General features: G+C 53.6%; 14 protein-coding genes. 5 read left to right on the forward strand and 9 right to left on the reverse strand.

Annotated elements, in window-relative coordinates; translation table 11 throughout:
- Nucleotides 1-103, forward strand: a 103-nt coding sequence (locus ACM6JM_RS12680; RefSeq protein ID WP_414882197.1) for an integrase core domain-containing protein, incomplete at its 5' end; no start/stop codon positions are given.
- A 39-nt stretch (nt 104-142) separates the two neighbouring features.
- Here ACM6JM_RS12680 and ACM6JM_RS12685 read toward each other — a convergent pair.
- From ACM6JM_RS12685 to ACM6JM_RS12700, 4 genes are all read right to left on the reverse strand, one after another.
- On the reverse strand, nt 143-847 hold the full coding sequence (locus ACM6JM_RS12685; protein ID WP_039765656.1) for a hypothetical protein: 705 nt from the start codon (nt 845-847) through the stop codon (nt 143-145).
- Between the two features lie 173 nt (nt 848-1,020).
- Complete coding sequence (locus tag ACM6JM_RS12690) at nt 1,021-1,545, reverse strand: hypothetical protein (RefSeq protein ID WP_103386717.1); 525 nt, start codon at nt 1,543-1,545, stop codon at nt 1,021-1,023.
- A gap of 63 nt (nt 1,546-1,608) precedes the next feature.
- Complete coding sequence (locus ACM6JM_RS12695) at nt 1,609-2,013, reverse strand: GNAT family N-acetyltransferase (protein ID WP_085668162.1); 405 nt, start codon at nt 2,011-2,013, stop codon at nt 1,609-1,611.
- 45 nt (nt 2,014-2,058) lie between these two features.
- Complete coding sequence (locus ACM6JM_RS12700; RefSeq protein WP_039765662.1) at nt 2,059-2,964, reverse strand: LysR family transcriptional regulator; 906 nt, start codon at nt 2,962-2,964, stop codon at nt 2,059-2,061.
- Nucleotides 2,965-3,066: 102 nt separating this feature from the next.
- Between ACM6JM_RS12700 and ACM6JM_RS12705 the strand changes: the two genes are divergently transcribed.
- Nucleotides 3,067-4,239, forward strand: a complete 1,173-nt coding sequence (locus ACM6JM_RS12705) for an aspartate aminotransferase family protein (RefSeq protein WP_414882005.1) — start codon at nt 3,067-3,069, stop codon at nt 4,237-4,239.
- Nucleotides 4,240-4,247: 8 nt separating this feature from the next.
- Here ACM6JM_RS12705 and ACM6JM_RS12710 read toward each other — a convergent pair whose 3' ends face one another.
- The 5 genes from ACM6JM_RS12710 to ACM6JM_RS12730 all read right to left on the reverse strand — a co-directional run bounded on the left by ACM6JM_RS12710 (nt 4,248) and on the right by ACM6JM_RS12730 (nt 8,164).
- Entirely contained in the window at nt 4,248-4,502 is a 255-nt protein-coding gene (locus ACM6JM_RS12710) for a Txe/YoeB family addiction module toxin (protein ID WP_285413987.1), read from the reverse strand.
- On the reverse strand, nt 4,499-4,753 hold the full coding sequence (locus ACM6JM_RS12715) for a type II toxin-antitoxin system Phd/YefM family antitoxin (protein ID WP_039765667.1): 255 nt from the start codon (nt 4,751-4,753) through the stop codon (nt 4,499-4,501). The genes ACM6JM_RS12710 and ACM6JM_RS12715 overlap by 4 nt, the downstream gene beginning before the upstream one ends.
- Nucleotides 4,754-4,952: 199 nt before the next feature.
- Nucleotides 4,953-6,872, reverse strand: coding sequence for an alkaline phosphatase D family protein (locus ACM6JM_RS12720; RefSeq protein ID WP_414882006.1), 1,920 nt, complete (start codon nt 6,870-6,872; stop codon nt 4,953-4,955).
- A 71-nt stretch (nt 6,873-6,943) separates the two neighbouring features.
- On the reverse strand, nt 6,944-7,690 hold the full coding sequence (locus tag ACM6JM_RS12725) for a hypothetical protein (RefSeq protein WP_414882007.1): 747 nt from the start codon (nt 7,688-7,690) through the stop codon (nt 6,944-6,946).
- A 120-nt stretch (nt 7,691-7,810) separates the two neighbouring features.
- Nucleotides 7,811-8,164 (reverse strand): hypothetical protein, encoded by a 354-nt coding sequence (locus ACM6JM_RS12730; RefSeq protein ID WP_414882008.1) that lies wholly within the window; start codon nt 8,162-8,164, stop codon nt 7,811-7,813.
- A gap of 119 nt (nt 8,165-8,283) precedes the next feature.
- Between ACM6JM_RS12730 and ACM6JM_RS12735 the strand changes: the two genes are divergently transcribed.
- The 3 genes from ACM6JM_RS12735 to ACM6JM_RS12745 all read left to right on the forward strand — a co-directional run bounded on the left by ACM6JM_RS12735 (nt 8,284) and on the right by ACM6JM_RS12745 (nt 14,419).
- On the forward strand, nt 8,284-9,027 hold the full coding sequence (locus ACM6JM_RS12735; RefSeq protein ID WP_414882009.1) for a hypothetical protein: 744 nt from the start codon (nt 8,284-8,286) through the stop codon (nt 9,025-9,027).
- 95 nt (nt 9,028-9,122) lie between these two features.
- Nucleotides 9,123-12,647, forward strand: coding sequence for an AAA domain-containing protein (locus ACM6JM_RS12740; RefSeq protein WP_414882010.1), 3,525 nt, complete (start codon nt 9,123-9,125; stop codon nt 12,645-12,647).
- The gene (locus ACM6JM_RS12745) at nt 12,647-14,419 is read left to right on the forward strand and encodes a phospholipase D-like domain-containing protein (RefSeq protein ID WP_414882011.1); all 1,773 of its coding nucleotides are present in this window, start codon (nt 12,647-12,649) and stop codon (nt 14,417-14,419) included. The genes ACM6JM_RS12740 and ACM6JM_RS12745 overlap by 1 nt, the downstream gene beginning before the upstream one ends.
- Nucleotides 14,420-14,438: the final 19 nt, after the last annotated feature.

Here is a 14,438-nt window from a genome sequence, read left to right on the forward strand (position 1 = left end):
AGAACAAATGGTGCGGGAGGCGATCTTGATCTACAACCAGGAGCGCCCGCACCTGTCCTTAAAATACAAAACGCCCGATGCGGTGCATCGGGCGTTAGGGTGAAACAGGTGTAAACCTATTTCAGGACTAGACACGCCGGTATTACTGGGCGGCGATGCTGTAGCCATCAAACGCGGTCTGCTGTTGCAGGGCGGTGATGATGTTCTTGCGGTTGATTGCGTGCTCGGTGCCTGCATTGTCGACGAAGGTTTCGCCTTCGATTTCCGCCTCGTCGCCTTCGCCGACGAAGGTGAAACCGAGGAATTCAAGCGCCTCGCGATCCACGCTCAGACGCGAACGCGGTGTGCGCATTGGCAGGGTCACGCTGATGCCGTCCTTGCTGATGCTGAACACTTCGACGTCTTTCTTGGCGCGTGCGGCCTTGCTCTTGCCGCCGCTCGGGTTGCTGATCGCCTGATGGGTCTGGTTCAGAACCTTGAGGGCCAGCCCGTAGACGATTTCCTGGAACGCCGGATCGTCCTTGAAGCTGGACAGGATGCGGCTGATCGGGAATTTGCTGCTCAGATCTTCGAGGGCAGCGATGTCGGCAGCCTCAGCGTCCTTCAGGCGCTTGAGTTCGCCCATCAGCTCATAGGCCTGGTCGTCATCGAAGCGGTCGTGTGCCTGACGGATCGCGGCGCGCAGTTCGCGGATTTGATCGCTCTCGCGGCTCGACTGGAACGCGTCCAGCACCATCTCGCTGATGATCTTCGCCTGTGGGATATGTTGTGAAAGATTGATGGAGTTTTCGTATTCCGCTTTGGACGACAGAGTGACTACGGATTCAGCGGTGTTGAAATCGGACATTGAAATTTCACTACTTTTTTAACTTGAGATGAGACGAGAAAGCGCTGGGGGCTTTTTCAGGCCGACTAATTTAGGGGAGCGCAGCGGCGTTGTCACGGAGCAAGGGGCCGTTGGTGCCGATTATTTGTCCGGATGATTTGTGTTGAGCAACCTGGCACCGCGAGCGCTCTGCCTTATTCATTGGCGATGGCATTCCTCGGCAACCGCCGGGACGCCAGTGCACGCAGTGTCCAGTAGAGCTTCAACGAGCGGGTGCCGATCAGGCCGCCCAGGAACCCCGAAATAATCGACTTGATCAACAGCATGTCCGGGGAGGCGGAACGCTCTGGATGCACGTCATGCTGGTAATTGAAGTAGTAGTTCGCAGAAAAGAACATCAGGTACATGATCAGGATTTTTACCGTGCCCGGCATGATCAGCCCTTTCGCAGAGTCGTCGAGCACCACGCCCCGGCGGGAGAACACCAGCCAGGCCGAGAGACCGCCCAGCAGCAGCGCGCCGAGCCAGGTGCTGAAAAACAAGGCCGGGTTGATCGACAGGTTCAGGGAGTAGAGCGACCACGCCAAAAACGCCGGGGGTGTTATCAGCATAGAGGCACGGCTTTCGCGGCGGGGAGAGAACGCCTTTATACCGAAACAAACCACCAGCAGAAAAATCAGGTAAACCCGTATCGGAGTGTTTTGCAGAATCGTGAGCATTGCGCAGCATCCATGCTGAAAAGGAGGAGGGTGGAGCATAGTCGGGGTCACGGTAATCGTCGGCTATTTCAGTCGCAAACGCTCCATCGCGATCACCGAGGTTTCAAACCCCAGGCTGGCAAAAAAAGCTTCCGCACCTTCGCGGCCGGCACGCAGAACCCAGGTAATGTCGGTGTTGTCGCCCATCACATGTTCCACCAGCGCCCGCCCGATGCCCGCGCGCCGATGTTGCCCGTCGACCACCACCATCGACAGGTAACCGTTGGAGATCCCATCGGTGATGCCACGGGCGAAGCCGACAATCTGCTGGCTGCTCAATGCAACGGCAGTGCGTTGGGAGTTCTGGATGAGTTGTGCGAAATGTTCGGCGGTGCCGGTGCGATGAGCCCAGCCGTGCCGCTCGAGAAACTGCCTTGCCGCCTCCACTTCCGTGGGCATGAGGTCGCGTATTGAAATGTCTTTGTTCATTTGTTCATCCCGTCCCTGGTGTATTTCCAACAGTAGTCGCGTTGCCTACGGCCTGCCCCACATCTGCATGGCGAACTCGACAAAGCGACGCAGTTTCGGCAGCCGATAGCGATCCGGCGCGTAGAGCAGATGCATCGGGCGATTCGGCGGCTGATAGTCCGGCATCACGACGACTAGTCTGCCGTCGCGCAGGTCCTGTTCCACCAGTGCATCCGGCAGCATTACGATGCCCATGCCGGTGCGCGCGGCCTGATGCAGGCCGGCGGAGCTGTTGATCAGCATCGGGCCTTTGACGTCGACCATGATTTCTCCGTCCGGGCCGCTGAGGCGCCACTGTTTTTCCACCGATTGCCAGTCATCGCCGGCGGGGTAGGCGAAGGACAGACAGTCGTGTTGGCGCAGTTCCTCAGGCGTGAGCGGCATGCCGCGTCGGGCTACATATTCCGGGGAGGCGCAGACGGTCAGGGTGTAGTCGATCAGCGGGCGGGCGATCAGGTTGGACTGGTCGAAGTGGCCCAGTCGGAAGGCCACGTCGAGACCGCTTTCCAGCAGATCCGGACGGCGGTTGGTCAGGATCACGTCGAGTTTGACCTGCGGACATTGCAGGGAAAACTCACTGAGCGCCGGGGCCAGACGTTCAACGCCAAAGGTCAGCGGCGCGGTCACCCGCAGAATGCCGCGCGGTTCATCGAGCGTCTGTTCGGCGAGGCGTTCGGAGTCGGCGACCAGACCGAGCACTTCCAGGCAGCGCTGGTAGTAAACGCTGCCGAACTCGGTCAGCCGCTGGCGGCGGGTGGTGCGTTGCAACAGTTGCACACCGAGCCGGTGCTCCAGCGCCCGCAGGTGATTGCCCACCATGGTCGTGGACATTTCGCACTGCAGCGCGGCCGCCGTCATGCTGCCGGACTCCACAACCTTGACGTACACGCTCATCGACTGGAACAGATCCATTATCAAGCCTGGCTTCTAAATGATTGAAGTTTTGCCGAGTTTATCCAGTTCAGGTGGATAACCATACTGCCAGCACCTCTCACCTCGCTGGAGTTTGCCGACATGACCGCCGCCCTGATGAACACCTATCAACCGCTGGACCTGAGCTTCATCAAGGGCCTGGGCACCCGACTCTGGGATCAGGCGGGCCGCGAGTATCTGGACGCGGTGGCGGGCGTGGCGGTGACCAATGTCGGTCACTCGCACCCGCGCATCGTGTCGGCGATCAGCGAGCAGGCGGGTTTGCTGCTGCACACTTCCAATCTCTACAGCATCGACTGGCAACAATCGCTGGCGCAGAAGCTGACGCGGCTGGCGGGGATGGAGCGGGCGTTCTTCAACAACTCCGGTGCCGAGGCCAATGAAACCGCACTGAAACTGGCGCGCCTTTACGGCTGGCGCAAAGGCATCGAGCAGCCGCTGGTGGTGGTGATGGCCAACGCGTTTCACGGGCGTACCCTCGGCACCTTGTCCGCCAGCGATGGCCCGGCGGTGCGCCTGGGCTTCAATGAGTTGCCCGGGGATTTCGTCAAAGTGCCGTTCGGCGATCTTCAAGCGCTGGAGCAGGTGCAGCGCAAGCATGGCCAGCGGATCGTGGCGATTCTGGTCGAGCCGATTCAGGGTGAAAGCGGCGTGCAACTGGCACCGCCCGGCTACCTCAAGGCCCTGCGCGAGTTGTGCAACCGCCACGCCTGGCTGCTGATGCTCGACGAAATCCAGACCGGTATCGGCCGTACCGGCCGCTGGTTTGCGTTCGAGCACGAAGGCATCTTTCCCGACGTCATGACCCTCGCCAAGGGTCTGGGCAACGGCGTGCCGATTGGCGCCTGCCTGGCACGGGGCCGAGCGGCGGATCTGTTCACCCCCGGCAGCCACGGCAGCACCTTCGGCGGCAATCCACTGGCGTGTCGGGTGGGCTGCACCGTGCTCGAGATTATCGAGGAACAAGGCCTGCTGGAAAATGCCAGGGTCCAGGGCGAGCGCCTGCTGACCCGCTTGCGCGCAGAGCTGGCGGACAATCCGAATGTGCTGGCGATTCGTGGGCAAGGGCTGATGATCGGCATCGAACTGAAACAGCCGGTCCGCGACCTGACATTGATTGCTGCACGGGATCATGGACTGCTGATCAACGTCACTCGGGGCAAGACGATCCGGCTACTGCCGCCGCTGACGATTGATGAGCGGGAGGTGGGGATGATTGTCAGAGGGGTTGGCCGTTCCCTGAGCCATGTCTGATCCCTCGGTCAGTAGTGAAATCTGCAAGTTATGACGCAGATTTCGCCGTCTACGATCGTGTAGACCAAGCGATGCTCGGCAGTTATCCGCCGTGACCAGAAGCCGCTCATGTTGTGCTTGAGCGGCTCCGGTTTGCCCAAGCCTTCAAAGGGTTGGCGCTGGATCGCTTTGATCAAAAGATTGATTCGTTTGAGACCGGCCTTATCGTTTTGTTGAAACCATAAGTAGTCTTCCCAGCCCGTTGGCGTGAACTGGATTTTCATTCTTCAATCAGTTGCCTGACTTTGGCTTTTCCAGCGCGCATTTCGCCAATCGATTTGATCAAGCGCTCGGCATTGGCCGGAGAACGCAGCAGATAAGCCGTTTCTTCCAGCGCGTTGTATTCGGCCAGAGACATCATCACTACAGGCTCGCCTTTTTGGCGGGTTACCAGAAGTGGGGCGCAATCTTCATTCACGCGATCCATGGTTTCAGCCAAGTGCGCACGAGCTGTGGTGTAGTTGATAGTGTCCATGTTGTAGTCCTCGCTTGGTGCAAAGAACGTACAGAAATGAGTACAGGATGACAAGGCGATACCTATCAGTGGTTGTGCCACAGACGGGCTGCCTGCGGTGTGCTGAGTATCACCGAAGTCTCGTCGAGACGTTTCTGGGTCTTCTGTAAGCTGATTCCGACGAGCCTGCGATCCCTCTCACGGTCTACGTGAGATTTTTCTAATCAGGGTAGTCCGACAAATCCGGCGCCAGCATCCGGGTCTTCGGTGCGCCATTCGAGTTGTGCTGGATGATGTCTTTCGGCTGCCCCTGTTGATTGAAAAACACCTGACCAATCCCCGCCGAGTTCCACAACCGTTCACCCGCTTCGGCGTGTTCCGGCACGTACGGGACGATGCGCATGCTGCGGCGTTTGGTCAGCCAGTTGAGTGGCGAGCGCGGTGAATAGAGCCAGCGGTTGAGACGGTCGAACCATTCCAGCAGGGTAGGCGGGAATTCGTTCTTGATGCCGCTGCTGGTTATCTGCCAGATGCGCGGGCCGGCCTTGCGGTGTCGGATCAGGACTTCGTAGACGAAGGAATAATGCACGTCGCCTGACAGCACCACGTAACTGCCCGGTGTACGCGAGTGTCGGAAAATGTTCAGGATCACCTGGGCCGCGCCGCGATGGGCCATCCAGTTTTCCGCGTCCACCAGCAGCGGATAACCGCACCAGCTGAATACTCGCTGCACGGTTTCGATCAGCTTCACACCGAAGATCGGCGCTGGCGAGACGATGATCGCCGAAGGGTGGTCGAGCAGTTCCTGCTGCAGTTCACTCAAGGCTTCCCAGTCCAGCAACCCCGACGGTTGCTTGAGCGCCATTTCGCTGCGCCAGCGTCGGGTGCGAGTGTCGAGCACCACCAGCGCCGGGCTGGTCGGCAAGACGAAATGCCATTGTTGAAAGCGCAGCAGTTCCTCAATCAATTCGTCCTGCACGGGAGCGTCGAGATAGCGGTCATCACCGCTGGCGCTCAGGCCTCGGGTTTTCTCCAGTACAGCGCTGAATGCATCCGGATTGTTGCCCCAGCCCTGACACAGCATGTAGGCGATCAGCGCGTTGCCGATGATGCGTTTGGAGAATGGGTGGCCGTAGGCCGTTTCCTCCCATTGCGCGGACAGATTCCAGTCATCGGTGATGTCGTGGTCATCGAAAATCATCAGGCTCGGCAAGTGCGCCAATGCCCGGGCCACCTGGCCGAGGCCGGCCTTGAAACCGTCGATGCGGGTCTGTTCGAGGGCGTAGCGCTTGAGGCGTTCCGGCGTCAGCGCTGGCGGCTGCGGATTGACCAGTGCCCAGGGCGTTGGCGACCACACCAGCAAATACATGGCCATGACTTCGGCGAACGTCACAAGGTGATTGTCGGCGCTGCTGCTGGTGAAAATCGGTTTGCGCGCACCGCCGAAGAAACGCTCGCGCAATGTCTCGTTGCTTTCCAGTGCCGGCAGCAAATCCGCGCGGTGGTAGTAGCTGGCCGGGTGTTCGTAAAGTTTCGCGCTGTCGCTGACGACCGCGCCTTCGAGGTGTTCACCGAACAGACCGAGGCGCTCGATCAAGGCATGAATCGCCCGCAACATCGGACCGGCCACGTCGTCGGCGTAAACCTGATCGCCGCTCATCATCAACAGGGCGGGACGTTGCTGCGGATCGGTTTCGGCGGCCAGCAACCGGTCAACACAGAGCAGGCCGTCGGCGGCCGGGTGATGGGGTTTGCGGCAGGAACCGTGGAGCAACTGGTCGATGCGCGAACGCAGGACGAAGTTCGGGCAGGTGGCGTCGTCGTAGAGCAGGTGTGGCGCCCATTCGGCGATGGGCTGCAAGCCATCGATCAACAGGTCGTAGTCGATGCGGGTGTCGCAGGGCAGGGCGGTTTCCAGCGGAACGTCGATCAGGTGAACAAACGCCCGGGTGCCTACCGGAATGACCGTGCATTTCCCGGCATCCAGTGGAATGTCTCCTACGCCTTGCAGGCGCAAGGTCAGCGACAGCTCGCGGCTGCCCACCAGCCAAAGCACTAAGCGCGTTGGTTCCAGTCGGCGCAGCAGTGGCCCGGCCAGAACAGCAGGCAACGGGCTCAGGTCATCGGGTATCGGAGGCATCGGGGGAAAAGCTCAAGGCGCACAGGCCGACGATGATAGCGCAGCCGGCGCCTCGAACTCTTAAACCGGGCTTAAGAGCCTGCTTTTTCCAGCTTCAGTGCCAGCAGGCGCCATTCGGCAGGTGTCGCGTCGACGCTTGGCTGTTCCTGTACGGAACAGTCGAAGCGGTACGTCACATCGTCGCCATTCATGTTCCGCGCGGTGACGGTGTTGCTGAAGGAGTAAACCTGATCCTTGAAGCGCTGCGGCGTGAGGCTTTTGCTGTCAGCAAACCGGGCAGAGGCGGGGAAGCGCAAGGTGCTGGTCACGAACGGGCTGCACATGACATACGCGAGCATCGACTTGTCGCCCTGCGCGTCGGCGCGCAGTTTTTTGCTCAGCGCCGTCAGGGCCTTGCGCCCCTCATCATCACTCTGGTCGATCACGGATTGCACCGACATCGACTTCGGCGCGCGACTGGCATAGTTCGGCAACAACGCGGAATCCGCTGGAGAGGGCTTGTTGTCCGGCTCGATAGCGGTAAACACCGGCGCATCTTTCAGCGCAGCAGGGCTTGCAACCGCCTCGGCTTCCGGCAGCAACGAGGTCGGCTCGGCTTCCTGCTGTGCCACGACGTTTTCGGTCTGCGCGGATTCGTAGCGATGCGCCGACGGGAACAGTGAAAAAGTGATCGCCAGCACCACCATCGAAACAATGAAACCGCCCGCGACACCGACCAGGTTGGCGTAAAACAGATTCCAGCTGCCGCGGTTTTTCACCACCCAGCGCCACATGAAACCCCAGGCCGCGACAAATGCCAGAAAACGCAGAAACTCCATTCGATCCTTTCCTTAAACCTGCAAAACCTGAATTCAGCGCACGCAGTGCTGAGATGGGCGGCAAGATAGCAAAATAGACATCCGCTGCTACAGCAACCATCGCATTCAACGCCGGTAAAATTATTTGAGTGCAAAAAACATGAATGTTGTCAGGCCGGCCACGGTGCCGCAAAGACCTGCCAGTAGCTGACGCGCAACAGGATGTTCGACCTGCGATCGATGGGATACCAGCATCCATACACCCACCAGCGCCGCAGCGGTTGTCAGCATCTGCAGCACTGTGCCCATGAGCCCGGGTATGGGCGGCCGGTCCGCCCCGAACAAGCGAATGTAAAACTCCGAGACCACCACGCCTACCATCATGCCGCTGACGGCACCGAGCATATTGGCGAGGATCAGATTCCAGGCACCACGCTGCCTGACAACCCATACCCACATGGCCGCCCAGGCAAAAAACATAACGGCTATTTCCATCGCATTCTTCCTTCGGAATCGGTGTTGATCAGGCCCTTGGCACCTTGGTCGACAGTGGACGGCAAGATAGCAAAATAGTAGCGTCGCGCCACTGACTTCATCTCCGTAATGGACTACTCATGCCTGCTCTCAAAACCTGCCGTCTGTTTTGTGTGTTCGTCTTTGCTACCACGCTGACTCCGGCATTCGCCGCCTGGAAAGAGCACCCGGAAAACAGCTGGAAGTATTACCTCGCCAACTGTCAGCGCATGCAGGAAAAAATCGCCGACGTCCAAAACGGTCGCGTGCCCGGCGCCTTTGAGGTGATGGGCGATCTGGAGAACAGCCAAGGGAGCATGAATGAACACCGCCCAAACCTGCCTCCCCAGTACCTCGCCTCCCGGGAATTCGCTCAATGCGAAAACGTGGCGGCCGAGGCGGATGCGATGATTGCCCGTGGCAAGGCCGAGTTCGCCGACAGAATGAACCAGGCCGCCGAGCAAGGCCGCATCGCCCACCAGAACTCCCCCGAATACCAACGCGCCCGTTCACTCGGCTACAGCGACGTCGGCGAAATCTCCTTCCTTAAACTTCACGAAGACATGGACGGCGAAGCACGCCTGAAAACCATGTTGATCACCGTCGATGAAGTCTGCGGCCAATTTTTTCGTGCCACGCAATATGTGAAGCCGTATGTGATCTACACCGTTCGGCCGTCGGATGGCGGGTGTGGTGAGGAAAAGCGCGTGGCGATTATCGGCGGCAGGTCGGTGGAGAAGGGCGATTACATCGATGAGCGCGGCGAGTTTCAGTATGTGGGCTGGAAGAAGATTGTCGGTGCGGACGGGTTTACTACAAATATCCCTATTTTAAGAAATAAGTGAGTATTCCGGAGAAAGGCCTCAGAAGGAAGCGCAGCAAACTTCTTGTTGCGTAGGAAAATGCGCTCGGTTTGATATGCCATTACAGGAGTTATTTTATGCTTATAACAGAACGCTTTCGCTTATATGAGCAATTAGAGGGGGATGGTTCTAAATATGATATAAAGTTGTTTTTAGCTGAAGAAATATCAACGGGAGTTGAAAGGAATTTAAAAATTTGGAAAAAATTAGGCTCTCCGATTGATACGCACTTGAAAACATTATGGCGATATGAAATGCGCCAAGTGCAAAGGATTATGGCGTACAGTGGTGCAAAAGATCTTATTGTTGATGTGGTTGAATTTGTTGAGGATGAGGAAAGCTTTGGTATAGTTGTGGAGCGATCGGGTGGGGTCGTTTCAGATTGGATTACTAGTTTAGGTAGTACACATTGGCTTCGGAGTTGTGGTGTTCCGCAAAATAGAATTATCATGTGGAATAATATGTCAAGAGTGGCTAAGGCGCTTGGCATAATACACTCGCAAGGTATGGTTCATGGTCAAGTCAAGGCTAGCTCAATTTATACATATGCTGTCACTGAACCAGATTTTAAATTAGGTGGTCTTGAGTGGAGTTTGAGGTTAAGCGCAGAAAGGATATCTGTAGATAGAGATGAGGGTGGTGAAGCTAGAAGTGAGATATATTCGTTCGCTTCTGACTGGCGTTCTTTTGGATTGCTAGTGTCCGAGTTGCTAGGGATTTCTTTTGATAAGTTTGGCGAGTTAGTCTCGGGTTGCGATATTAGCGGGGTGGGGCTCACTGTCTCCGAGAGGATTCTCCTCAAAAAATTAATAAATCCTTCTCGTCTAGATATGCTGGATGCTGTAACAGTTGTCCAGTCAATCGAGAATATTGTAACTAGCATAAGTAACGCTGCATCTAGCCAAGCGGGTACCCTGATGGTGCTTTTTAAGCCGTCTGAGAGACTTGCTTCGGCAATTTACAATGTTACGGATGGATGTATAGCTGAGGATGAGTATTCTCAACAGTTAGCATGGATAAAGTCTGATATGTCTTCGGGGGTAACTATTGGGGTGCCATCGAATTTTTCCAGTCAATCAGGGTTTCTTCGGTTGATAACCGAAAATTTGGTTTACCGATTGTCACCGTTTAAAGATCCTATAGATCCTGAGGCTGGTAGTTCCTGGGAAATCGCTTTCTGTACAGATGTCCAGGTACGAGGAGGTGAGCTTGGGCCCGATAATTCAGCTGAAATAGCGGTTAATCAACCAGTGCAAGTATATGGCAGCCATAGAGAGGCAAAAATCGTTAGGGCGCAATTAGGTCCTGATGTTTTGGATTGGTCTGTTCTAATTGGTGGAGGGGTCCCGGAGGAAGTAACTTCGATTGAAGTGGTAAAGAAGTCTCTTCGATTGGTGCAGATGATTGAGGCAGTTACTAAGTCTTTGGAAAGTTATGCTGTCAAAGTTGTTCGCGTGCGCAGCGAGAAGGGGAAGGATTATATTGGTGTCCGCCCGCTCGCAAACGTTGAAATGGATAAGTTGAAAAAAAAGCTAGGGTTGCCAAATTCTACGGAAGCTTTGAGAACGTACTTTGGTGACGAGATAAGAAGCTTGGAATCTAAGTGGAAATTGAGCGTTTATCCCGGGCTTTCAGCCGGTAAAGATGAAGACGTAGCGGCAGTTTTCTACGAATCACTTGAGTTTGAAGGTGTATCTGTTTACGAGTTTGAAGCTTTCGAGGCAAATTTATCTGTTGGACAAGATTTGTTTTTGCGGGCGGACTCCGAAAATGGAACGATGCAAGTAATTCGGCGAAGATTCAATATAATATCAAGCCTGGATACCAGGTCTGACTTGTTATCATTGCTCGATGATCCGTGGAGGGCGCGAAGAACTATACGGAATTTTTTAGATGAAAGTGATCCGGGTTTTTTAGATTTGGATGAGCCCAAGCAACATGCGCTTAGGCTGTTGTGGTCTACTTTGCCGGTTTTTTTTGTCGTTGGTCCGCCGGGCGTCGGTAAGACGAAGTTAGCTACTGAAGTACTTAAACGGAAGTTTCAAGATGATATTTCAAGCAGATTGTTTATAAGTGCGCAGGGGCACGATGCTTTAGATAATCTTCAGGCTGCAATCTCCGAAATGCTTGGGGCAAACAAGATAGATGATTTGATCGTTGTTAGATCGAAGACTCCCGAGGGGCGAGGGGCGAATGAAGACGGTGTGCAAAAAAATATTGTAGAGATTCTTGGTAAAGTTGCTGGTAGTCATATGGTTGCGGATGCTCCTGATTTTATTAGGGGGAAAATTAATTCGGTGCATGATTCAGCGGTTCAGCAGCAGATTTCCAGCAAGAATATAACTAAAGAAGCATTGAGTGACTTAAGGGCTGTTTCTAACTTGGTTCTTGATTCTGCCAATATCGTTATATCTACAGCAAATTCTGAAGTTGTGGAGAGGATGGTTGAGGAGAGAGAGCAGTTCGATTGGGTTATTGTTGAGGAAGCGGCCAAGGCGATTGGTTCTGAGCTGATTGGTCCTCTTATGCTTTCTGGTAGAAGGCTGTTGATCGGAGATCATCACCAACTGCCACCGTTTGGTATGGATAAGCTTCTGAAGACTCTCCAGAGTTATTCTAGTGTAGAGGGGATCCTTAATGTATCGGAGCGATTGCTTGGAGGGGTTTTCTCAGAGGCGGGGCTCGACGAAGTTTCTGAGTTAGTAAAAGATCCGGACCAATTGAGAAACGTTATTAGCGTCGCTACAAGGCTTCTTCAACCATTTGGAACATTTGTTATGGAGGATGAGCGAAAGCATTCTTCAAATTCATCGCATAGACCTATATCTGCTGAACTAACGGAACAGAGAAGGATGGACCCCGCAATTGCTAAGATCGTTTCCGAAGCCTTTTACGATGGGAAGTTGAAGACAGCAAAGGCGAGGGTTGAAAAAGCAGAGAATGAGTTGGCGCCATTTGTAACATGGTACCCGCTACCGGATTCTCCAGTGGTTGTTGTGGATTTTGATCACGTTAGTCGCACTGGTAAGCATTCTTCTATCGAATCACACAAGCCTCGTTGGAATAATGAACTCGAGATTGCTTCGGTAGTTGATGTTTTAAGAAGCGTGCGAGCTAGAGAGGGGGAGTGTAGGAAACCTACATTGGCAATCCTTTCGCCATATAAAGCGCAGGTGAAAAAAATTCAGAATAGAGTTTCAAGTTTGCTGGGTGGGGAACTATCCCATTTGAGAGAGTTTCAATCTGTCCGCGGTGGTGAGGATTTCGTAGGAACAGTAGACTCCTTCCAGGGGAGTGAAGCGGATCTAGTAGTCATTTCACTGGTTCGTAACAACCCTAAGGCAGGACGTTCTGCATTGGGGTTTCTACAAGAGTCCTCTCGCATGAATGTAATGATGAGCCGTGCTAAGTGGAAAATGGTTATCGTTGGGAGTTTAAGTTTTCTGGAGGAGGCAGTTAGGGGCGTTAATCCAGATAATACTGATCATGATCTTTCATTCATCACGCGCATGCTTAAAGCGATTAGGGAGTTGACGTTAGAGAGCAGAAGTGGCATGCCGTTGTCGTCAATTGTAAAACCAAAATCTTTAAGGAAACGGTAATGACTAATTTAATTGCTATTCCGGTTGTCAGGATGACGTGTAAAGTTTGGATTGAAAAAGTAAAGGCTTGGTCTGCGATAGACGAACTTTTACTGTGGTCGATTGCTCGTCGCCCTAAAACAGTTGAGGAGTTACTGTTGGAGTCACAGCTACCTCTGCAAGTTATTATTGCTTCTGCATCGAAGATGATGCGGTTTCGGTTGGTGGAAGTTATTTTGCAATCAGCGGGCATGGCGCTCCAAGTAAGTGATTACGGTTCAAGTGTTGTAAAATCTGGTGAGGCACTTCCTAGTTTTCCAAAGCGATTTAGTAGGCGCGTAAGTTTTGTTGTGGAACTTGCGACTGGAGGTATGTACCAAACTAGGGAGGTGGGTGGCTTTAAGACTCGAGCTAATTTGCAGCGCGAGTCTGAGAAGGGAACTGTTGTTCAATATATTGAAGTTCAAGGGGATAGTGCTGATATTTCGCATGAGGCGAATTTTGATCGTTTGTCCGAAATCTCCGCCAGAGGGTGGGGCGAGGAACTCGCTGGTATTGAGGCTGGGACAGTAAGCACTAAAGAGGGTTTTATTGTTGTAAGGGTTGATGATGGTGTGCCAGATGTGCCAGATGTTTATAGTCCATCACTTAAGGATGTAATCGCTGGCTTGGAACTTGGACTGAAGGAGTCTGCCTCGATCATTATTCCTACTTTTCTAAGGGAAAAGAAAGATCCGGCGATGCTTGATGAAATAAGCTGCGGATTTGAAGCGGATGATGTTGTGATCGGAGGTGAGAGCCATAAAGACTGCTTCCTCAGCATCCTTGCAGGGGCTAAAAGCAGGCTGATTATTCATTCCACTTTTTTGGACTCAAAAAAATTTCAAGAGTTGGTTGTTTATATTCGAGCTGCATGCATGCGCGGAGTTACTCTTGATATTTTGTGGGGGGCGGACGAAGAGGATGAGGATGAAAGTGGAATAAAGGGTAAAAATGCAACTGCTGCGTCCGAGATAATGCGAATTGTTGTTAATGATAGGGATCTTAACTCGAAAGTTAAAGTGCATATGGTCTCTACAGGGTCACACTCGAAATTTTTAATTGCCGATAATCAAGACGATAATTGGGTTGCTGTGGTGGGGTCTTGCAATTGGCTTTCCTCTCCCTTCCAGTCTGTAGAATTGTCAGTGGTTTTGCGCGACTTGGGTGTGGTTTCAAAGTTTGCATCCGCTGTACAAGGTTTGCTTGGGGTAAAGGGGTTTGTTAGCTCTTTGGCGAATGAAATGGCAATAGTTGCTCGTGATTTGGAGCGGCGACCAAAGTTTGGTGGTAACTCTACAGTTTCAATTGTCCTAGGTGAGTCGCACGATTATCTTATGCGCAAGGCCAGTGGGACTGCGGTGTCTGAGCTCGTAATTGGTAGCAATAAGCTAGGGTCGACAGTGAGGCCGGCAGCGGTAATTCCGGGGGAGTCAGCTGCTCAACGAAGCGGTATTGTAGTTTCTATAATATATGATCGTTTAACTGGACCTATAAAAAATAGGCATATTAAACAGCTGGCTGAAGAGGCCATTGAAAATGGAGTTAGGCTAATAAAGACTGACAGGGCAAGGCTTCATGGGAAGTTTTTAGCCTGGGATGCTGATCATTTAGTTATTACAAGTTTAAATTGGGCGTCAGCGTCGGTTGATGTGGGTTTTCCTTGGGGGGAGATGGGGGTGTATGTAAACTCTCCAGGGGTCGCGACAAAAGTTTTGGATAGATTGAGAGAAGTATTTAGTGAGCTCCCTTAAATCTTAGATTCTTAGTAGA

The sequence above is a fragment of the Pseudomonas sp. IT-P2 genome (assembly GCF_949767575.1).
Taxonomy (GTDB): Bacteria; Pseudomonadota; Gammaproteobacteria; order Pseudomonadales; family Pseudomonadaceae; genus Aquipseudomonas; species Aquipseudomonas pharyngis.